Raw genomic sequence first — 19,776 nt, 5'->3', positions numbered from 1 at the left:
TGCAGTCCGTCTCACCCGGCTTGACTCCTCTAAAATTGAAACTTCTTTCAGGAAATGTTAATATCGACGGATGTTGAGGCAATCTCCTGCATCTCACTGTCAAGAAGGGTCACCACAACGGAATAAGCTCCCGGGCTGACAGCGCCGAGCTGGTTAGAATAGTTCACTCCCTTTGAAGCCATGCCATATGCAGGGGCCTCCATTTCCATAAGGCAACGGAAGTTTTTCATGCTGTCCCCTGTATCCTTCCGGATCAGCTCGTTCACAACAACATAAGTCTTTTCTTCCGGAAACGGGTTAGCTACAGTAAAGAAGACACACATGCTGTCGTTCAAAGTGGGCTCCCGGTAGCTGGATACATCCGATGCACGGGCAATATAGTATCCTCTCCTGCTGCCGTCAAGACGCAGCAGGCCGATATCCATGCTGTCCGTCCTGTTCACAAAACTAAGGTAGCTATATCCGTGATCACTGTAATCTGCCAGATACACCGACCCGGCAGGTGTACTGGCTGGCGCGCTGTCAAGTACCTCTATGGTGAACGCCATGTTGGAGGGTCTTACATTTCCCGCCAGCTGTTCATTGAACTCTTCCCAGCTTATGGGTACGGCAATGTATTTCCCACCCTTTCCAAAGACATCCACGGTAAGGGCTCCGCTGGGGTCGCTGATGTAGATGGAACTATCATCATAACCCACTGCAAGAATTGCATGTCCCGCCTTTGTGCCTTCCGGGGTATTGTACTGGAAGGCCATGAGGACAGGCTGACCCCGGTCAATGTTACTCTTTATCACAGAGTTAAGACTTTCGGCATCCACTTGTTTTAGACTGTTACCCCATACCCTTTTTCTGATAACGAGAGAATAGTTCTCTTCCATGTGATCCTCAAGCGAATGGTCGAAAGGGTTGTATTGGCCTGAAAAAGTTTCGTTGTTACCGGAGCTGAAATGCGACGCTATCATCCACGGCTCTATATGCCTGTTGTTATAATCTGCCATCATTGCAAGGCAATAGTAGAGGCACCAGCTTGTATCCCCCTGGTTATGGTAAGGCACAGGCAGGATGATCCTATGCGTCCCTGTACTGTTGTCACTCGTATATGTGGCAGGTACGCCGGCATAGTCTGTTGATGCCATATTGAACGACACCAGCAACAGGATAAAGACAGCTTTCGCTACTAATGACACACTGTTTCTTCGAATAATGACATGGACCCCCCGGTCCGCTCATACTCCGCTAGATATTCTTGCCGTGCCTTCAGAAGGCTTCTGTCCGATGACAGAGGTACAGTATCACTCTTGCACTACGGCCAATCAATGCATTCTCCCCTAAATATATAAAAGTGCCTCCTCTTTGCGATATGCTTATTGTGATAATGATGAGTGAGCTTGCATCTCCCGGCCATCATAGCCTTCCTGCCGTTCTCCTGTTGAAAGACTTGCGTCATCAATTTTTATATATTCCATCTTAATTTAATAATTGGCTTTATTTTTTGAGATATCTATAATAACTATTAAGTTCCATACAGTTTGATTTCCCAAGACAGAGTGTTCTTTAGAACGGAAGGCACCTTAAAAAAACAGCATATGTCCCCATCTCCCAGACCCCGGATACTTATAGTGGATGATGAGCCGATGAATGTAGAACTGCTCCAGGCTTATCTTACTGCGGAGTATGACATTATTCCCGCATACTGCGGTTCTGAGGCCCTGCGGCTGGTTGTGGAGGAAAGACCGGACCTTGTTCTGCTGGATGTGATGATGCCTGGGCTTGACGGGTACAAGGTATGTGAGCAGATCAAGAAGTCCTCTGAAACCCACTTCATCCCGGTAGTCCTGGTGACCGCGCTTTCTTCAAGAGAGGACCGCCTTAAAGGTGTTGAATGCCATGCAGACGATTTTCTCACCAAGCCGGTGGACAGGCTGGAACTGAGGATGAGGGTGACGTCCCTGCTGAGGATCAAGTCATTGCACGACAAAGTGATCTATGAAAGGGACCAGGCACAGAACTACCTGGATATTGCCGGGGTTATGATGCTCGCACTCGACCGGGATCAGCGGGTAACTCTTGTCAACAGGAGGGCTATGGACATACTCGGCTGCGAGGAGTCGGATATTATGGAGCTCAGCTGGTTTGATACCTTTGTACCGCAGTCCTCAGGACATGAGGCCAGGCAACACCATCTCAAAGCAATGGATCTTGAGAGCGGGGCAGAATTATATTATGAAGGCCCCCTGATAACTGAAAACGGGGAAGAAAGAATCGTTTCATGGTGTAGCAAGCCTATTCTGGACAAGGATGGTAACTCTCTGGGTGTTCTCAGTTCGGGAGAGGACATCACACTTAGGAAGGAAGCTGAAAAGCAATTGAAGCAGTATGCTCATAACCTTAAATACTCTAACGACCTGAAAGACCTCTTCATCGACATAATGGCGCATGACCTCATGAATCCTGCAGGGATTGCTAAAGGGTTTGCCGGCATGCTTTTACAGGCCGAGGACAATAGTGACAAGGTCCGCAAGCTCAGGATCATAGATGATAATATTTCACGGCTCATTAATATGATCGAGTCTACGGCCCACTTTGCAAGGCTCGAGGATACCGACAACCTTGAGTTCAGGGTCCTTGATCTTGGACCCATAATCAGGGATGCTGCAGACAGTTTCGCGACCCTGCTGGCTGAAAGGAACATAACGATGGATATAAGGATCAATGATCACTACCCGGCAAGGGTGAATCCCCTGGCGGAAGGGGTTTTCACCAATTACATCTCCAATGCCATCAAATACGGACCTGCCAATAGCAGCATTGTTATCGAAGTTGGGGATATAGGCACGGAGTGGAAAGTGAATGTCCGGGACTTCGGCGACGGCATATCCACTACTGATAAAGAGCTTGTGTTTGACCGCTTTAAACGGCTCACGCAAAAAAGAAAAAGTGTCAAAGGTACCGGTCTTGGTCTTGCAATAGCCAAGAGAGTTGTTGACCTTCACGGGGGCAGGGTGGGTGTAGAGGATGGTCCTGCCGGTGTAGGCAGCATATTCTGGGCAACCTTCAAAAAAGCCTAATGAGATTTTACTTACCGATGTCCTCATACCACAGCTCAGGCCTGTCCCTGATGAATCTGCCCATCATCTCCTTGCACTCTTCAAGGCCCAGGTCCAGAACTTCTATGCCATGCTCCCTCATGAACTCCGGAGCACCGTGGAAATTCTCTGATTCTCCCACTATCACCTTCCTGATACCAAACTGCACGGCTGCGCCTGCACAAAGATAGCAGGGCATCAATGTGGAATAAAGGACAGTATCCTTGTAACTGCCAATCCTCCCCGCATTCTTCAGGCAGGATATCTCTGCATGTGCCATGGGGTCGCCCTCCTGCACTCTCATGTTGTGACCCCTGCCAACGATCTCTCCATCCTTCACAAGCACCGAACCGATGGGAATACCTCCCTCTGCAAGTCCTTTCCTTGCTTCTTCAATAGCAGATTGCATGAACTTATCCACTGCTCTTTCCTCCATGATATGGATTGTTACCACATAGTGGTCACTATATCATATAGTGAACTCTTATATTATATATCTCTCAAGTTAGACCTGTTCGCAACTTCCTGATGGCCAGCGACCTGTCGAAAAATACAGGCAGGCCCTCTCATGATGCTATATCCTTCCTTGTCTCAACGCCCATACTATCGCTGATGCGGCTGACCCCTGTGACTGCTGCTGACCGGATGAGGTTAAGAAGATTTACTGGATATCCTGAACACGCGGTCATTCCTCCGTACTTTGCCCGCTACCGCAAGCCCTGCTTCCTGGCCTTTTTCTGCAGAGAGGACGTCTTCCCCTTCAACTGTCAGAGATGATACCTTCTGTTCAATATAGGTAGTACTGCCTTCAATAACGATCGCATCCCCCAGGTCCAGTCCTCCCTCCAGGAGCCTAACAGACGCGGCATTCTTCTTCGGGAAAAAGTTTGTCACTATACCTACAGCCTGCTTTTTTACAGGAGAGGCATTCATGGCCTGGTCCAGGGCCAATCCCTCTGAGCCGGGATCGCCAAAATAGAAACCTGTTGAAAAACCGCGATTATACTGCAGTCCCATCTCCCCTTTCAGCAGACCGGCAGCCTCGGGGGTATAAGTACCGTCGATGTAAGCGTCAATGGCTTTCCTGTAGCACTTTGAGACCGCGGAGGTATATCCGGGATCACGCAGCCGTCCCTCCACCTTGAAGGCATCGACACCGGCTTCGATCAGTTCAGGTATATGTTCTATCATGCAGAGGTCCTTTGCACTGAGAAGGTACTTTCCTTCAAGGCTCACCTTCTCATTCCTGTCGGAATACAGTGACCATTCCCATCTACATGGCTGACTGCACTCCCCGCAGTTCCCGGATCTGCCCAGCAGGTGTGCCGACAGGTAGCATCTGCCGGATATTGACTGGCACATGGCCCCGTGGACGAAGACCTCCAGTTCCATGTCCGTATTGGCCCTGATCTCCTTTATCTGCTCCAGGCTCAACTCTCTTGCAAGCACGACCCTGCTTGCTCCTAGGGATCTGTAGAACTCTGCGCTCTGATGGCTTGACACATTAGCCTGTGTGGAGATGTGCAGATCCAGGTCGTTCTGCACCGCCTGCATAATGGCAGCGGGGTCCCAGGCTATGACAGCATCGACACATGCAGATGCCGCAGCTTCCATCACCTTGTTAAGCTCCTGCAGGTCCCGGGGATAAATGACGGAATTGACCGCAAGGTAGCCCTTCAGGCCACACTCATGTATCTGTCCCACAAAGTCTGCCAGATTCTCTGTTGTGATCTCCTTTGCTCTTGACCTGAGGCTGAGCCGGTCCAGGGAAAAATAGACTGCATCGGCATCTTCCTTGCAGGCTCCAAGGGATGCCGGGTTACGGACTCCCATTACCAGTTCCGGGGTGCTTACTTTTTCATTGGCCTCAGGCATGTTTGCTTAAGCGGGGGCATGGCTTATATCGTTTGTCATCTGCTCAAGTGGATTTGTCATCTTGTCAAGTTTTCTTAGCTGCCGACAACTTATATATACCATTAAACACTATATCGCAGTGTCGATTAATATTAGGTATGCCTATTAAGACATGCCAACCTGACAAACAGACATCAAGGACTAAGAGAGGTAGAATATGGCTCCAATCATGCCGCTGGCAATGATGCCCGAAGGCAAGGTCAGTAAGATCATATCGATCAATGCAGGTCGTTCCCTTGTGAACCGCCTGAAATCCATGGGCTTTATAGAGAATTCATTCCTCAGGGTCAAGAAAGATAATATGGGTGCCCTTATTGTGGATCTTAACGGCTGCAACTATGCGCTTGGCAAAGGCATGGCCTCAAAGATAATGGTGCAGGAATGCACCCAGTGATTCATCTTTTTTAATTCAGGCTTTGATATCGGACCAGGATGGTGAGGAGGAGATCCTTTGCCGTTTAGACCTTTTTCCTGTTCCCGCTCGCTCCTCTCATGTATTTCCCGAACTCTGAGCCGATAAGCTGCATGCCACTGAACACCGGACCGTCCCTGCATACCCTCAGCCCGTCATTATCCATGCAGCAAGCACCGCACACCCCTATGCCGCACTTGAAATACCTGTGCAGACTGAACTCGGTTCTGGCAAGGGCGTCCTGCTCCTGGAGGATATCGAACACGCGCTTCATCATCATCTCAGGCCCGCACGTGTATATCCGGTCATATTGGGAGGCATCTATCTCACACAGCACGTCGGTGACAAAGCCGCAGCGATGAGCTGAACCGTCATCCGTCGTCATGTGGAGTTCCTTGCAGGCTGTGAGCCTGTCAGTGAAGAGCAGTTCATCCGCATTCCTTGCACCCATGATGGTGGTAATGCATGTGCCCTGGGACATGGCATGTTCCGCAAGCATGGCAACTGCCGCAGTTCCAACGCCGCCGGCCACAATGAGTATATTGTCATCCCGGGAAGGCAATGTGAAACCCCTGCCAAAGGGTCCGCGTATGCCCAGATGGTCCCCTTCCTTCATCTCAAAGAGTTTAGCTGTCGCATCCCCAACCTTCTGGACCGTGATGGCATTCTTGTAGGAGAGGGTCATGGGGATCTCATCAACGCCCCTGATCCACACCATGACGAACTGGCCCGGAAGAGCCTCATCGAAGCTCCTGTCAAAGAAGAAGGTCCTGTTGGAGGGAGATTCCTGTACGATCCTCGTTATTGTTACATCTATCGGGTACATTATGTCCTCCTGTGGGCAAGCCCGACAATATCCCCGATGTCCTTGTATCCGCCGGAGGATATGAAATCCTCAATACCATCGGCAACATTCCGGAACACCTCGGGTCCGTCGTAGACCGCAGAGCCTATCTGTACGGCAGAGGCACCTGCCATCATCATTTCCACGGCATCCTCCCATGAGGATATGCCGCCAACACCTATAACAGGTATGTCGAGGGCAGCGTAGAGGTCGTACACGCACTTGATGGCAACCGGCTTAACTGCTTTTCCGGACAGGCCGCCGAACCTGTTACCCAGTACCGGATACCCGCTGTGTATATCGATGGCCATCCCGCGCACGGTGTTGATGGCTACTATGGCATCAGCGCCTCCTCTCTGGGCGGCCTTGCCTATGGATACGATGTCCGTTACATTGGGTGTGAGCTTGACCCATACCGGCAGTTCCGTAACGTCGCACACAGCAGCTGCTATCTCCTCCACGGCGCATGCATCACAGCCAATGGAGGCGCCATAGCCCTGTGCATGGGGGCAGCTGACATTAAGCTCGAAGGCATCGGGTCCCGCATCAATAAGGCCGTCAGCGACAACAGCGAACTCATGTGCGTTCCCGCCGAAGATGCTGGCAATTACCGGGACCTCCGATTCCCTTTTTGCTATCTCCAGCTCCCCTGAGAAATCCGGGTATGAGGGATTCGGGAGTCCCATGGCGTTCAGGAATCCATATCCAAGATTTATCATACTTGGGTTACTGTGGCCCGCCTTAGGCTCCGGTCCGATGGATTTCGTGACCACCGCGCCGGCGCCCTCCCAGGCAATACGTGCAAGGGACACACCCGTAGTGCCCATGATACCCGCCGCCAGTATGGCAGGGTTCCTGAGCTTAAGTCCTGTGATCTCTATCATGTTATCGAGTATTAGTTCCTGTATTTGCTCAGACTCTCTTGCCGAGCTGGCAGACTGCCCTCTGCACAAGCTCTTTCCCGCCCAGTTCCACCAGTTCCATGCCGAGTTTCCGGGCATGTTCTTCGTAGTTCTCCGCGGGAATCACCTCATCGATACGCACCTGCTCTGTACCGTCAAGAGAGAGCACTTCTGCCAGCACATGTAATTCACTGTCATTGATGAAGTGGGTAAAGGAGCCTACAGGTGCGGTACATCCGCCCTCCACAGGGGTCACTACTATGCGCTCCACTGCAGTCTCTATTCTGGTCCTTCGGTCATCCAGTGCTGAGGTCACCTTCTCTGCCTCGCTTCCGGCGAGCGTCACTACAGCAATGGTGCCCTGGTTGGCCGAGGGACAGAAATGCTTGGGGTCAAGACGTTGCACGTCCAGGTCCCAGTTCATACGCTGCAGGCCCGCTTCAGCCAGGAGGATACCATCATACTGTCCTTCCTCCAGCTTTCTTATCCTGGTGTTGATATTGCCCCGCAGGTCGTGCACCTCAAGGTCGGGGCGGTAGCGAAGTAGCTGTGCGCGCCTGCGCATGGAGGTGGTCCCTATGATGGCATTCTCGGGAAGCTCTTCCAGTTTCGAGCCGTCTATGGTAAGGAGCACATCGCAGGGCGAATCCCGTTTGATGACTGCTGATGTTGAAAGCCTTTCCGGCCTGACCGTGGGCATATCCTTCATGGAATGCACCGCGATGTCCACATCCCCTTCCAGCATCCTGTCATCAAGCTCCCTGACAAAGGCGCCCACGCCTGCAACCTCGTGTAATGGACGATCCGTGAAGGTGTCGCCTGTGGTCTTTATTATTTTCCTGCTGGTTTTGACGCCTCTCTCAGCCAGCATGCGCTCGATGGTCGTTGCCTGTGCGAGGGCGAGGTCACTTCCGCGGGTTCCTATTATCATGTATTTCTCCGGTTCATTTTAAGTTTGCCTCATATGCTGCAAGGGTTCTCTCGATATCCTCTTCGCTATGGGCGGTGGACAGGAAATTTGTCTCGAACTGCGAGGGCGGCAGGAATACGCCGCTGTCCAGCATCCTGAAGAAGAATCCAAGGTATCCTTCCTTGTCGCACCTGAGCACTTCACTGTAGTTCAGCGGCCTGTCACCGAAGAAGATCTTGAACATCGATGATATGCCACATACGCTGTAATCCAGTCCAAGGTCAGCTACTATTTCCATGAGCCTGCCCCTGAACATGTCTCCGGTGGCATTCAGTCTCCTGTGTACATCCTCCTCCTCAAGCACGTCCAGTACAGCCAGTCCGGTTGCAACCGAGGCAGGGGAGCCGCTGAAGGTGCCTGCCTGGTACACGCCCCCGGAGGGTGCTATCATCTCTATGATCTCCCTCTTCCCACCGAAAACACCGATCGGTAAACCACCACCGATTATCTTGCCAAGGGTGGTCATATCCGGGGTGACACCGTAGTATTCCTGTGCGCCTCCCATGGCGAGCCTGAAACCTGTGATGACCTCATCGAATATGAGTACAACGTCGTTCTCCTCTGTGACCTCGCGCACATCACGGAGGTAATCACCCTCAGGAAGCACTGGTCCGATATTGCCGAGCACAGGCTCCATTATAAGTGCAGCCACATCTTCCTTGTTCCTCTCGATCACGTCGGTCAGTGCCTCGATATCATTGAATGGCACTTGCAGCGTATGCTTTGTAAAATCAGCAGGAACTCCAAGGGAGTCCGGTTTGCCGAGGGTCGTGGCGCCAGATCCTGCCTGCACGAGGGCCGCATCGTGGGCCCCATGGAAACCGCCCTCTATTTTGATGAACTTGTTCCTGCCAGTGAACCCCCTGGCAGCACGCAGTGCGCTCATGGTGGCCTCGGTACCTGTGGACACGAACCGAAGCATGTCAATGCTCGGGTATATGCCTGCTATTCTCTCTGCAAGGCGGACCTCAAGCTCCGTAGGCGTACCGTAAAGCCAGCCCTTCTCAAGCTGGGCTATGATGGCCGCCTTTAGCCGGGGGTGTGCATGGCCCAGGATGTTGGGACCGTATGCCAGGCAGTAATCGATATACTCGTTCCCGTCTATATCCTTGATCTTTGAGCCGGAGGCTGATTCGGTATAGAAGGGATAGGGCTTGATGGCCCTGACAGGACTGCTGACCCCTCCCGGAAGGAGGGTCCTTGCTTTCTTGTATAATTCTCTTGATTTGTCTAAGGACATTGGATCACCATTTGCTCATTTAAGCATCCGCGCCATATCTTTTGCGAAATAGGTCAGTATCATATCGGCTCCTGCCCTCTTTATTGAAAGCAGGGACTCGTACATCACCTTCTTCTCGTCCAGCCAGCCGTTCTGTGCGGCCGCCTTGATCATGGCATATTCCCCGCTGACGTTGTATGCAGCGGTGGGCATCTTGAACTCATTCTTGACACGGTATATGATGTCAAGGTACGGGAGTGCCGGTTTGACCATAATTATATCGGCGCCTTCCATGATATCCAGTTCCACTTCCCTCATAGCCTCATCGGAGTTGGCAGGGTCCATCTGGTAGGTAGACCTGTCACCGAAACAGCAGCCGGATTCTGCAACATCCCTGAAGGGGCCGTAGAATGCAGAAGAGTACTTTGCGGCATAGGACATAATGGGAATATCCCTTAAACCGTTCTCGTCAAGTGCCGACCTTATGGCCCCTATCATCCCGTCCATCATTCCTGAAGGTGCCACCATGTCTGCGCCGGCCTTTGCATGGCTCACTGCGGTCCTGCCAAGCAGGGGAAGGGTCTGATCGTTCAGCACTTCCCCCTTTTCCATATCCACCATGCCGCAGTGTCCATGGTCCGTATACTCGCAGAGGCAGACATCGGTAATTACCAGCATATCCCTGCCGAGCTCTTCTTTGATCTCGCGGACAGCCTGCTGGACTATATCCTCATCCCCCCAGGCAGAGCTTCCCTGTGCATCCTTGTGTGCAGGTATGCCAAAGAGTATAAGGGCCGGTATCCCCAGGTCTGCAGCTTCCTTTGCATCATCGGCGACCCTGTCCAGGGGAAGCCTGTCCACGCCGGGCATTGATGCTGTACTCTGGACCGTGCTTATGGTCTCATCCACGAACATGGGGTAGATGAGGTTATCTGCCGAGAGCGAGGTTTCCCTCACAAGATCTCTAATTCTTCCGTTTCTTAATCTCCTCATTCTGATTTCCGGGAACATGGCGGCAACTCTCCTTTTATTCTCTTTTTCTCGTTGCATCTATCTACGTTGAACAGCCTGAAGGCCATATCCAGCATCTGGTCATCACATAATTCTGCTGCATCCCTCAGGGCCTTCGTTGGCTCCGAGAGTATCTTGTTGACAATGGAATTGGTCATATCATCGATTATCTTCTGCTCTATATCCCCTATCGTGTGATATGCGCCAAGCTTTGTCAGGGCACGTTCCTTTTCCTGGCTGCGTACCCGGTAGTACTGGGCATACATCCCCGAAATGATATGATCGGCTCTCTGGCGCTTGTATTGCCTTATCAGAAGGCCGAACTCCTCGTCAATGATGGCCTGGGCCTTCTTGGCCTCCTCCATCCTCATCTCCAGATTCTTCTCATTGATGACACGCAGGTTATCTATATTATATAGTGTGACCAGCGGGATCGTGCCGATGCTGGGCTCTATGTCCCGGGGGTTTGCAATATCGATAAGGAGGAGTGCTTTCTCCCGGGATTCCATTGCCTTTTTCACCTGCTCGTGCCTGAGCACAAAGTGAGGCGCACCGGTGGCACAGATGACAACGTCGGCTTTCTTCAGGTTCTCTTCTATCTGGTCAAAGTGCACTGCGTGACCTCCCATATCGTCAGCAAGCTTCTTTGCTGCGGCATAGGTACGGTTAGCGATATACATCAGCTCGATCTCCCTGTGAGAGAGAGCCCTCGTGACAAGGGTTCCCATTTCCCCGGTACCGATCACAAGCACCATCTTGTTCTTGAGGTCGCCTACCGTATCCTCTGCCAGGTCGACAGCAGCAGATGCGATCGAGAGGGCTCCCCTGTTGATGTCTGTCTCCGTCCTGACCCTCTTACCTACCTGGATAGCTTTACTGAATGCCGTGTCCAGAGTCCTCCCCGTAGTGCCGAGGTTCTTTGCAACCTGGTAGAGATCCTTTATCTGACCAAGTATCTGGTCCTCGCCGATAATCATCGACTCAAGGCCGGAAGAGAGTCTCAGCAGATGCATAATGGATTCCTCGTGGTCGTAGAAGTCGATGATATTGGATGAAAGCCCCAGCTTCTTTGCAAACTGGAACATTACGCTGCTGCCCTTATTGGAGACAACGTACATCTCAATCCGGTTGCATGTCTTAAGGACTGCACATTCATGAACGAGTTCATTGGAATATATGTCCCTTAGGATATTCTCAAGGTCCCCGTCCCATACCTCTTCCATCTCTTCCACGCTTGCCCTGGAATGGGTGATGACCATGCTGGATATCTCAGTCATTGGGACTCACCACGCATGTTCTTTCTCAATGCTGAAAACTTTTTATGACCAGACATGTTATCGGACTTTCCCGTTTATTTTTTCACTTATAATACCAAGTGCTACATTATACCCTTTTTCGTAGGACACCTGGAGAGCTTCCCATACCTCGCTGCTTTCCAGTACCTGCCAGAGCATTTCCTTCCTGTCCTTCTGCCCGGGCACATTCTCTTTAAGGTATGTCCGGAGGTTTTCCTGGACCCTTATCATGTCTGAGAACTGAGGGGTTATGACCTCTTCGATCCTTTGCCGGACAAATCTCGAAAACGCAGGACTTGAGCCGGAAGTCGATATGCTGATGGTAAGGTCGCCCTTTTTTATGATCGAGGGAACCGTGACATCCCCGACAGCATCGACCTGGTTTGAGAGTATGTTCTTCCTCCTTGCAGCAGATGTGATACGTTCATTGACAGCCCTGTCACTGGTTGCAGGTATGACAAGGAATGCATCTTCAAGGAACTTGTCCAGCCGGGCAGCACTAAGTCCTCCGGCATCAGCCTCCACAAGTGAAAGATCGCCTGCTGAGTGCATCTGGCGGATGCAGGGAGTGAAATCCCTGCTGATGACCGTTACGTCTGCATATCTGGAAAACAGTTGCGCTTTGCGTTCGCCCACGGAACCGCCGCCGAAGATGACTATCCTGCGGCCGGACATATCTATCAGCAGTGGAAGAAAGCAGTTTTCTTGTGCCATGCGGTTCTCTCCGGATTTCATTTGCCTTGAACCGGAACTTAGTTAAACGTTGCGACAGTTCAGAGGCGGACACCAGTCTTCTTGAACTCGCGCTCGCTGAACAGGAGTCTGTAATCCTGTATGCCGGTGGACTGCGAGATCCTTGCAGCCACTTCTTCACAATCGTTCCTTGTATAGGAATGGACCATTGTAAAGAGGTTGTAGTCCCATCCTGGATGCCGTGGTCTTTCGTAGCAGTGGGTTACCTCGGGGAAGGAGGCCATTATCCTCCCTATATCCTCCACCATTCCATCAGGGACATTCCAGACACACATGGCATTGGCCACAATACCTATGTCCCTGTGTCCGATAGATGCGCCAAATCGTCTTATTATCCCCTTTTCTTTCATCAGGCGTATCCTTTCCACTACCTCTTCCTCAGTGAGCCCCAGCTTTTCTGCGATATGCCTGAAAGGTGATCCTGTGAGCGGTATGCCATCCTGGGTGGCCTTCAGTATCATTTCATCGGTTGCATCCATATCTTTTACCTGATAACTTTGACCTGTTTTCATCTGATATTGAACCTGACGCCTATCTTGAACAATCGTACCGTAGGCAGGTTGACAAACTCAAGACCCGTCTTCTGGCTGAGCTCCCGGAGGATCTCCTGTATCCTCTCCTCATCGGATGCAGACAGCGTGAACCACACATTGTATATGTCCGGACGGAGGTAGTTATGGGATACCTCTGCATACTCATCGATGTAATCTGCGACCTTGTCGATCATTTCCTCGGGTACCTTCACCGCTACAAGGGTACTGGTGCCTCCCACCCGGTTACGGTTGATGACCGGGCCTATTTTCCGGACCGCTCCTTCCTCCTGCAGCCTCCTGAGACGAGTGAGGATCTCTTCTTCGCTGATCTCCAGCCCCTCCCCCAGTTTAAGGAATGGATGAGTGTCAAGTGGAAACTCATGTTGTATGGTGTTGAGTATCTTTTTGTCCGTTTCATCAAGGTATATCATTGGGATCACTGTCTTTTGGGTGTGTATATGCAGTAGGGTTCCTCAGCCAGGTAATCTCCTGTGGCTGCATAGGCGCGTGCCCGGCATCCTGCACACACCTTATTGTATTCGCAGTCCCCGCACTTCCCTTTCAGCCTTGAGGGATCCCGGAGGTCGTTGAAGACCCGGGAGCTCTCCCATATATCGCTGAAAGACTGATCTTTTATGTTGCCGGCAAGTGCAGGCAGGTATCCGCAGGGATAGACCTCCCCGATACTTGATACAAAGCAGAACCCGGTGCCTCCGAGACATCCTTTTGTCATGGCTTCGTATCCGTGCGTTTTGACATTTATCTCGACGCCTTCTTTTTTGGCACGCTGGCGCATTATCCTGAAGTAATGGGGAGCGCAGGTCGCTTTGAGCTGTATCTGCGCAGTTTTCTGCTGGTCATAGAACCAGTTGAGCACTCTTTCATACTCGACCGGAGGTATTTCCTCATCCTCGAGCTCCTTGCCCCTGCCTGTGGGAACCAGCAGGAAGATGTGCAGCGCCTCGGCCCCGATCTCAGTTGCCATTTCGAGGATAGCTGGTATTTCCGCAAGGTTGCGCTTAGTGACAGTTGTATTGATCTGGAAGCTGATGCCTGCCTCCCTGATGGCGTCGATTCCACGCATTGCCCCTTCAAAGGCCCCGGGCATGCATCTGAAATCATCATGCGTTCCAGGGCTTGCACCATCAAGGCTCACACTGATCCTCCTGATACCCACTTCTTTCAGGCTTGAGGCCACCTCAGGAGTAACAAGGGTCCCGTTGGTCGCGAGTGCGACAGGGAGACCTTTTCCGTTTGCATATGTGGCAAGTTCATATATGTCGTCCCTGACAAGAGGCTCACCGCCACTGAGTATCAATATGGGCTTACCCATACCGGATATCTCATCAATGAAGCGCATAGCTTCCTTGGTACTAAGCTCGCCCGCTGGTTTCTGGGATGTCGATGATCCCCGGCAGTGCCTGCAGGACAGGTTGCAGCCTGCAGTGGTTTCCCATGCTATGAGTCTTGGAGGTCTGGCCATGTTGATCATTTTATATGTTTCGATGAAAGTTCCACTCTGCTTATATAGGATGGGGCTATACTAGTCCGCACCCATATTAATAATTAGTCATCGGTACAATAATGTCCAAGCCATGCAAAGCTGCAGCAGGCTGTTTATTCTTGTCGGTAATCATCTTAGTAGAGTTATATTGTATCAAAAGTAATATAGAGGTGAACATGTATTAACGCCTTGAATCTTGCACTTGCATCTGCCTGGGTCGTTCTGGCTGCATATATCCTTCACCTTATACGTACCCGTACTTCCCTGGTCAAGAAGCACAGGAACATGAACGAATAGTCGGATACTATAGGTGCTCAAATGGATAAAAAACACAAGACCATGCTTGCAATTGCCTTTATTGCCGTCGTAGGTATTGCAGGTCTGTGGAACGTGGACTTTTCGCAGGGATATCTGCTGGTCTCAGAACTGCTGGAAGACCCGGATAAGTATGTGGGTCACAACGTAAATACAATGGGTACTGTGAAGAATGGCACTCTTGATGTCTCGACATCAGGTATCTCGTTCATGCTGGAGGATCCGGAGGATGAGGCATACGAGGTAGAGGTGGTCTACACCGGCGTCCTTCCTGCAAACCTGGCAGAGGGCGCAGGCCTGACAGTCAGCGGCAGGATGGTATCCGAAAGCAGGATCGAGGCTAATAAGATAGTTATGGGATGCCCTTCAAAGTATAGTGAGTGACACCAGAAAACGGGACGTTATGATGGAAATAGAGAACCTTGAAGAATACCGGCTGATAAAGGCTTCAATGGACGGTCTGGTTGCCTGCATGGATGACGGCTCGAAAATGAAGAAGATGCTGCTGCATGTCTGTAGCTCCGGTGGCAAAAGTATCCGGCCGATCATACTGATGCTATGCACTGAGATATGCGGAGGCCACCGCGACAAAAGCGTCAATGCGGCTCTTGCCATCGAGCTCATTCACTCTGCATCCCTCATACACGATGATGTACTTGATGACGGCATTATTCGCAGGGGTGTCGAATCGGCCCATAAGAAATACGGTGTTCCTGCAGCCATACTGTGCGGCGATTTCCTTATATCGAAAGCCATATCCCTGATATCTTCCTACGGTACGGATTCAGTGCTTGAGTTCGGCAGAGCCGGCATGTATATGGCCGAGGGTGAGACCATTGATATTTCCAGTAACGGGACGGAATTTGGCAGGCAGAACTACTATGAATGCATAAGCAAGAAGACGGCTTCCCTTTTTGCTGCAAGTGCTGCCATCGGTGCCTATGTTGCGGGCGCCGACAGGGAAAAGGCAATGATGTTCAGGTCATTCGGCGAAAGCGTCGGCAACGCATACCAGATAGTGGATGACCTGCTTGAATATCTGAACAGGCTTGAGGATAAGCAGTCAAACTTTGAATCCGTCACTCTGCCACTGCTTTACGAAAGAAGCTTCGGTCGCGAAGAGGCGGTGATTCTTACGGTCAGGGAGGTTCTCATCCATGTCAATAAGGCAAAGGGGATACTGGATAACTTCAGTGATTCTGTTGCAAAGGACAAGCTCCTCCTGGTAACCAACCTGATCACAGTAGACATGCTGCCCGAAAGCGTCCTCGGGACAGGCTGAACGCCTTTTAAATCCTTTTTATATGCCAGGTGTATCCATGAGAGTATATGATAAGTCAGTAATAAAAGTCAATGCAAACACTGAAGATGGTAAGGTCGTACTTGACACCGAAGGGCCCCTGTCTGCAGTGGCAAAACCCATAATTAAACGCATAAACAGCATATTTCAGGAAGAAAAGCCGATCCTGTCCGAGGAAGAGAGCATAACCTTCTCCACCTGGGTCCCTCCCATGCCCGGAGAGGTGTTCAACAGGATGATCAGTGCACAGGTTGCCTCCATTCTAAAGAAGAGAGTGCCGGATCAATTTTCCATCGGCATCACAGGCAGATGTCCGAACAACTGCATACACTGCGGTGCTGCAGGCATCGTTGCAGACCCTGAACTGACGATCGATGAGATCAATGGTGCGGTTAACAGGGCTCTTGATCTTGGAACTTATTATATTTCATTTGATGGCGGAGAGACAATGCTGCGCAAGGATCTGGCCAGGATGGTCGATGCCGTGGACAAGAGCCGTGCTGTAGCAGCCTGCTTCACATCCGGCTTTTCCATGAACGAGCAGAAGGCAGCCGAATTGAAAAGAGCAGGACTTTTTGCTGCACACATGAGCCTTGACAGCCCTGACGAGAAGGAACATGACCGGGTGAGAGGACGCGAAGGAGCTTTCCGGGATACTGTGAACGGCGTGAAGAACGTGCTCTCCGCAGGCATCCTTGCCGACCTCTTTGTTGTGGTATCGCCTCACAACATAGATGATCTTGATGGCTTCTACCAGTTTGCTGCCGACATGGGCATGCACGAAATGTCCGTGTATGAGATCGTGGCCGTGGGGCGCTGGCTGGAACACGAGGATGAGGTCATCGGTGAGAAAGACGTGAAGCGCCTGGCCGATTTCCAGAAGTCCGCCAACCGGAAGCCCGAAGGACCAAGGGTTACTGCTTTTCCTTATTTCCTGGGACCTGACCAGTTCGGGTGCTTTGCAGGAAGGCGCTGGATGCATGCCACTGCAGGCGGCGATGTCCTCCCCTGTGCCTATACACCCCTTTCCTTCGGGAATATCCGCGAAGAGGATCTTGGAGTCATATGGGAACGCATGGGAAAGCATACAGCATACAGGTCATCTGCGGACTATTGCATGATGCGTAATCCCCAGTTCAGGGAAAAGTATATTCACACCATACCTGAGGGTGAACGGCTTCCCCTGAGAGTGGACCTGCAAAAGGACTGATCTCCTGCAGGATCCCCTATATAAAACAATAGGAAACATGAAACTGCTGTCCTTATGCTTGCAGAGGGATGAGGCAAGTTTTGCGAATAATGCCACAGCTGGTGTTTTTCGCCCTCCCTCTGTAATGAAAGATCATTACCTATTTATGAATCACGTCTACGAAACCTTTATATCCCATTTAACACTAGAGGGAGTGAATTATTCGGGATAATTATAATCAATCATCACGAGGATTAGCATGGCCAAAGAGAAAATCTTGTCTGAAATAAAAGACGCAGAAGGCAATGCACGGAAAATGGTTGAAAACGGTGCAAAGAGTAAACAGGACCGTATCACCAGTGCACGTGCAGAAGCCAGGGAGATCCTGAAGCAGGCGGAAGCCGATGCCCATCGATCTGCACAGAATGCGATCAAATCCGCTGAAGAGACACTCTCTGCAGAGAAGGAGGAGATCGTCAGGACAGGCAGAAGCGAGGCAGAAGCAATCGCAAAGAAGGCATCTTCCAAAGTTGATAAAGCAGTTGACATGTTACTGACTGAATTTGAGAGGGCAGTACATGCTTAAGCCAAAACAGATGAGTCGAGCCGTTATAGTTGGCCATAAGAACATCCTTGAAGAAACGGTCGATGCTCTGCATAAAGCTAATCTGTTCCACATAGAAGATTTTAATGAGGATGGCTCTGATCTTAAGATAGGCAAGCCGTTCGAGAAAGGAAGCGAAGTTTCAAAAAGACTCGTCAAGATACGATCTATTGCAAGCCTGCTTGGTGTAAAGGACGTTGCAGTTGCAAAGCAGAATCCTGCTACGGTCTGCTCCCAGCTTGACAGCTGCCTTGACACACTGGACCAGGAACTGGAAGTGCTTGTTGAGAACAAGCATGCGCTGGAAGCTGAGCTTAAGGACATAGGCTCTTCTAAGAAAGAAATCCTTCCTTTTACTAATCTTGGCCTGGATCTTGAGCTTTATCGCGGATACGAAAACCTAGTTGTATTTGCAGGTCACGTAAAAGAAAACGTTGAGCCTGATATAGCCAGAATAACTTCTTCTTATGAGCTGTTCTATGATCAGAAGTCTGGCGCAATAGTTCTCTTTGTTGTCCGGGAAAAGGCACCGCAGATTGCTGAAGTGCTCGCAGGTACCTCTTTCAGGGAATCGAAGATTCCCGATATGACCGGTTCCCCTTCTTCACTGCTGGTGGACCTCGAGAACAGAGAAGCTGATATCAGCAAAAAGATACAGGCAATCGATACTGAGATCGAGGCCCTGAAGCTCAAATACAGCGATCTGATTCTTGCAAGCAACGAGGTATTGTCCATAGAGATCGAAAAGGCGGAAGCACCCCTAAGGATCGCAACCACGGAAAGTTCTTTCATTATTGACGGATGGCTCCCTACGGATCAATATGCAGAGCTTGAGCGCACTGTCAATGCAGCGACAAACGGACGTGCATTTGTCTCCTCCCAGGAGATCACAAAGCCTGATATCAAGAAGGTCCCTATTGAATACGACAATCCCAAGATCGTGTCTCCCCTGCAGGAGATCATGAATCTTTACGGGCGTCCGACCTACAAGGAACTTGACCCTTCAGCATTGATATTCATAACATTCCCACTCCTGTACGGAATGATCCTTGGTGACATTGGTTACGCCCTTATCCTGCTGATAGGTGCACTTATCATCAAAAAGGTTGTTTCAACGGATGCAGTCAAGCCCCTGATGAACATTCTTATCTACTGTCAGATATCGACATTGTTCTTTGGTATATTATATGGCGAGTTCCTTGGTTTCCCTCTTGCAAGCTACCACGGGGAACACGGTATTGAGCCAGGCCTGATACCCGGATTTGAAACCCTGGAATTGTTTGTAAGTCCCTTTGCCGCTGGTGAAATGATCGGTTTCCCCCTGCACAGGACTCACCTTGTAATGACATTCATCGTGGCGACTGTTTTTGTTGGTCTGATCCACCTTAACCTCGGGTATGTGGTGGGTTTCATCAATGAGAAGAGGAAACACGGTATTTCTGCAGCTATCTTCGAGAAAGGCAGCTGGATAGTTGTAGAGCTTGGCATCCTCCTCGCAGTGCTTGGTTACCTCGATATGCTACCGATAATCATAGGGGCCATTGTGTTCCTTGTAGGTGTAGCCATGCTTGTAAAAGGAGAAGGAGTAAAGGGTCCGGTAGAGTTGCCGTCCCTTCTGAGCAATTCTCTGTCCTATACTCGTATAATAGCTGTCGGATTGTCATCCATCTATATTGCCTCAACTGTCAACCTTATCGCCTTTGAGATGATGTGGCAGCCCGGATCACCAATTGGTGTGATGACTATCTTTGCGATTGTAGTGTTCCTATTCGGACACGCTTTGAACACTGCCCTGAGTATAATAGCCCCCGGATTACATGCACTCAGGTTACAGTATGTAGAGTTCTTCGGTAAATTCTACGAAGGTGGGGGACGCAAATACGATCCATTCGGATACATAAGAAAATACACGGAGGAAAAATAAA

At 50.6% G+C, this 19,776-nt stretch carries 21 protein-coding genes; 8 read left to right on the top strand and 13 right to left on the bottom strand.

The genetic code is table 11. The annotated features are described in order from the left end of the window. Positions 1 to 47 precede the first annotated feature (47 nt). A complete protein-coding gene (locus PV02_RS08285; protein WP_256622903.1) occupies positions 48 to 1,136 on the bottom strand; it encodes a C39 family peptidase in 1,089 nt (362 codons plus the stop codon). Between the two features lie 450 nt (positions 1,137 to 1,586). Between PV02_RS08285 and PV02_RS08280 the strand changes: the two genes are divergently transcribed. Next, complete coding sequence (locus PV02_RS08280) at positions 1,587 to 3,068, top strand: response regulator (RefSeq protein WP_256622902.1); 1,482 nt, start codon at positions 1,587 to 1,589, stop codon at positions 3,066 to 3,068. 7 nt (positions 3,069 to 3,075) lie between these two features. Here PV02_RS08280 and PV02_RS08275 read toward each other — a convergent pair whose 3' ends face one another. Beyond that, entirely contained in the window at positions 3,076 to 3,522 is a 447-nt protein-coding gene (locus PV02_RS08275) for a nucleoside deaminase (RefSeq protein WP_256622901.1), read from the bottom strand. Between the two features lie 215 nt (positions 3,523 to 3,737). Beyond that, entirely contained in the window at positions 3,738 to 4,961 is a 1,224-nt protein-coding gene (locus PV02_RS08270) for a peptidase U32 family protein (protein ID WP_256622900.1), read from the bottom strand. Positions 4,962 to 5,157: 196 nt separating this feature from the next. Between PV02_RS08270 and PV02_RS08265 the strand changes: the two genes are divergently transcribed. After that, entirely contained in the window at positions 5,158 to 5,394 is a 237-nt protein-coding gene (locus tag PV02_RS08265) for a FeoA family protein (protein WP_256622899.1), read from the top strand. A gap of 64 nt (positions 5,395 to 5,458) precedes the next feature. Here the strand turns inward: PV02_RS08265 and PV02_RS08260 are convergent, their stop codons facing one another. The 10 genes from PV02_RS08260 to ahbD are packed head-to-tail and all read right to left on the bottom strand — an operon-like array spanning position 5,459 to position 14,431. Further along, positions 5,459 to 6,238, bottom strand: coding sequence for a dihydroorotate dehydrogenase electron transfer subunit (locus tag PV02_RS08260; protein ID WP_256622898.1), 780 nt, complete (start codon positions 6,236 to 6,238; stop codon positions 5,459 to 5,461). Continuing rightward, positions 6,238 to 7,140: a dihydroorotate dehydrogenase gene (locus PV02_RS08255; RefSeq protein WP_256623084.1), complete on the bottom strand. Its 903-nt coding sequence runs from the start codon at positions 7,138 to 7,140 to the stop codon at positions 6,238 to 6,240. The genes PV02_RS08260 and PV02_RS08255 overlap by 1 nt, the downstream gene beginning before the upstream one ends. Positions 7,141 to 7,168: 28 nt before the next feature. Beyond that, on the bottom strand, positions 7,169 to 8,089 hold the full coding sequence (hemC, locus tag PV02_RS08250) for a hydroxymethylbilane synthase (RefSeq protein ID WP_256622897.1): 921 nt from the start codon (positions 8,087 to 8,089) through the stop codon (positions 7,169 to 7,171). 13 nt (positions 8,090 to 8,102) lie between these two features. Beyond that, the gene (gene hemL, locus PV02_RS08245) at positions 8,103 to 9,368 is read right to left on the bottom strand and encodes a glutamate-1-semialdehyde 2,1-aminomutase (protein ID WP_256622896.1); all 1,266 of its coding nucleotides are present in this window, start codon (positions 9,366 to 9,368) and stop codon (positions 8,103 to 8,105) included. A 15-nt stretch (positions 9,369 to 9,383) separates the two neighbouring features. Then, positions 9,384 to 10,358: a porphobilinogen synthase gene (gene hemB, locus PV02_RS08240; RefSeq protein WP_256622895.1), complete on the bottom strand. Its 975-nt coding sequence runs from the start codon at positions 10,356 to 10,358 to the stop codon at positions 9,384 to 9,386. Next, complete coding sequence (gene hemA, locus PV02_RS08235) at positions 10,337 to 11,635, bottom strand: glutamyl-tRNA reductase (RefSeq protein ID WP_256622894.1); 1,299 nt, start codon at positions 11,633 to 11,635, stop codon at positions 10,337 to 10,339. The genes hemB and hemA overlap by 22 nt, the downstream gene beginning before the upstream one ends. A gap of 57 nt (positions 11,636 to 11,692) precedes the next feature. After that, the gene (locus tag PV02_RS08230) at positions 11,693 to 12,367 is read right to left on the bottom strand and encodes a precorrin-2 dehydrogenase/sirohydrochlorin ferrochelatase family protein (protein WP_256622893.1); all 675 of its coding nucleotides are present in this window, start codon (positions 12,365 to 12,367) and stop codon (positions 11,693 to 11,695) included. 59 nt (positions 12,368 to 12,426) lie between these two features. Further along, complete coding sequence (gene ahbB / locus PV02_RS08225) at positions 12,427 to 12,885, bottom strand: siroheme decarboxylase subunit beta (protein ID WP_256622892.1); 459 nt, start codon at positions 12,883 to 12,885, stop codon at positions 12,427 to 12,429. Between the two features lie 29 nt (positions 12,886 to 12,914). Then, on the bottom strand, positions 12,915 to 13,370 hold the full coding sequence (gene ahbA, locus PV02_RS08220) for a siroheme decarboxylase subunit alpha (RefSeq protein ID WP_256622891.1): 456 nt from the start codon (positions 13,368 to 13,370) through the stop codon (positions 12,915 to 12,917). A gap of 5 nt (positions 13,371 to 13,375) precedes the next feature. Then, a complete protein-coding gene (gene ahbD / locus PV02_RS08215; protein ID WP_256622890.1) occupies positions 13,376 to 14,431 on the bottom strand; it encodes a heme b synthase in 1,056 nt (351 codons plus the stop codon). 201 nt (positions 14,432 to 14,632) lie between these two features. Between ahbD and PV02_RS08210 the strand changes: the two genes are divergently transcribed. The 6 genes from PV02_RS08210 (at position 14,633) to PV02_RS08185 (ending at position 19,775) form a co-directional block, all read left to right on the top strand. Further along, complete coding sequence (locus PV02_RS08210; protein WP_256622889.1) at positions 14,633 to 14,740, top strand: hypothetical protein; 108 nt, start codon at positions 14,633 to 14,635, stop codon at positions 14,738 to 14,740. A gap of 21 nt (positions 14,741 to 14,761) precedes the next feature. Continuing rightward, positions 14,762 to 15,142 carry a cytochrome c maturation protein CcmE domain-containing protein gene (locus tag PV02_RS08205; RefSeq protein WP_256622888.1) on the top strand — a complete coding sequence of 127 codons (381 nt, stop codon included), beginning with the start codon at positions 14,762 to 14,764 and terminating at the stop codon, positions 15,140 to 15,142. 19 nt (positions 15,143 to 15,161) lie between these two features. Further along, the gene (locus tag PV02_RS08200) at positions 15,162 to 16,040 is read left to right on the top strand and encodes a polyprenyl synthetase family protein (RefSeq protein ID WP_256623083.1); all 879 of its coding nucleotides are present in this window, start codon (positions 15,162 to 15,164) and stop codon (positions 16,038 to 16,040) included. A gap of 37 nt (positions 16,041 to 16,077) precedes the next feature. After that, complete coding sequence (locus PV02_RS08195) at positions 16,078 to 17,268, top strand: radical SAM/SPASM domain-containing protein (RefSeq protein WP_256622887.1); 1,191 nt, start codon at positions 16,078 to 16,080, stop codon at positions 17,266 to 17,268. A 238-nt stretch (positions 17,269 to 17,506) separates the two neighbouring features. Then, complete coding sequence (gene ahaH, locus PV02_RS08190) at positions 17,507 to 17,833, top strand: ATP synthase archaeal subunit H (RefSeq protein ID WP_256622886.1); 327 nt, start codon at positions 17,507 to 17,509, stop codon at positions 17,831 to 17,833. Beyond that, positions 17,826 to 19,775, top strand: a complete 1,950-nt coding sequence (locus tag PV02_RS08185; RefSeq protein ID WP_256622885.1) for a V-type ATP synthase subunit I — start codon at positions 17,826 to 17,828, stop codon at positions 19,773 to 19,775. The genes ahaH and PV02_RS08185 overlap by 8 nt, the downstream gene beginning before the upstream one ends. The last annotated feature ends 1 nt before the right edge of the window (position 19,776 follow it).

This window comes from Methanolobus chelungpuianus (assembly GCF_024500045.1).
GTDB lineage: Archaea > Halobacteriota > Methanosarcinia > Methanosarcinales > Methanosarcinaceae > Methanolobus > Methanolobus chelungpuianus.
This window is presented reverse-complemented; position numbering and strand designations above follow the sequence as displayed.

Coding starts and splice junctions, on each gene's coding strand:
- PV02_RS08255 (WP_256623084.1), bottom strand. CDS start 7,140: ATGATAGAGATCACAGGACTTAAGCTCAGGAACCCTGCCATACTGGCG.
- hemC (WP_256622897.1), bottom strand. CDS start 8,089: ATGATAATAGGAACCCGCGGAAGTGACCTCGCCCTCGCACAGGCAACG.
- ahaH (WP_256622886.1), top strand. CDS start 17,507: ATGGCCAAAGAGAAAATCTTGTCTGAAATAAAAGACGCAGAAGGCAAT.
- ahbB (WP_256622892.1), bottom strand. CDS start 12,885: ATGGATGCAACCGATGAAATGATACTGAAGGCCACCCAGGATGGCATA.
- PV02_RS08285 (WP_256622903.1), bottom strand. CDS start 1,136: ATGGCATCAACAGACTATGCCGGCGTACCTGCCACATATACGAGTGAC.
- hemB (WP_256622895.1), bottom strand. CDS start 10,358: ATGTTCCCGGAAATCAGAATGAGGAGATTAAGAAACGGAAGAATTAGA.
- hemL (WP_256622896.1), bottom strand. CDS start 9,368: ATGTCCTTAGACAAATCAAGAGAATTATACAAGAAAGCAAGGACCCTC.
- hemA (WP_256622894.1), bottom strand. CDS start 11,635: ATGACTGAGATATCCAGCATGGTCATCACCCATTCCAGGGCAAGCGTG.
- PV02_RS08205 (WP_256622888.1), top strand. CDS start 14,762: ATGGATAAAAAACACAAGACCATGCTTGCAATTGCCTTTATTGCCGTC.
- PV02_RS08265 (WP_256622899.1), top strand. CDS start 5,158: ATGGCTCCAATCATGCCGCTGGCAATGATGCCCGAAGGCAAGGTCAGT.
- PV02_RS08195 (WP_256622887.1), top strand. CDS start 16,078: ATGAGAGTATATGATAAGTCAGTAATAAAAGTCAATGCAAACACTGAA.
- PV02_RS08270 (WP_256622900.1), bottom strand. CDS start 4,961: ATGCCTGAGGCCAATGAAAAAGTAAGCACCCCGGAACTGGTAATGGGA.
- PV02_RS08260 (WP_256622898.1), bottom strand. CDS start 6,238: ATGTACCCGATAGATGTAACAATAACGAGGATCGTACAGGAATCTCCC.
- PV02_RS08200 (WP_256623083.1), top strand. CDS start 15,162: ATGATGGAAATAGAGAACCTTGAAGAATACCGGCTGATAAAGGCTTCA.
- PV02_RS08280 (WP_256622902.1), top strand. CDS start 1,587: ATGTCCCCATCTCCCAGACCCCGGATACTTATAGTGGATGATGAGCCG.
- PV02_RS08275 (WP_256622901.1), bottom strand. CDS start 3,522: ATGGAGGAAAGAGCAGTGGATAAGTTCATGCAATCTGCTATTGAAGAA.
- PV02_RS08230 (WP_256622893.1), bottom strand. CDS start 12,367: ATGGCACAAGAAAACTGCTTTCTTCCACTGCTGATAGATATGTCCGGC.
- PV02_RS08185 (WP_256622885.1), top strand. CDS start 17,826: ATGCTTAAGCCAAAACAGATGAGTCGAGCCGTTATAGTTGGCCATAAG.
- ahbA (WP_256622891.1), bottom strand. CDS start 13,370: ATGATATACCTTGATGAAACGGACAAAAAGATACTCAACACCATACAA.
- ahbD (WP_256622890.1), bottom strand. CDS start 14,431: ATGATCAACATGGCCAGACCTCCAAGACTCATAGCATGGGAAACCACT.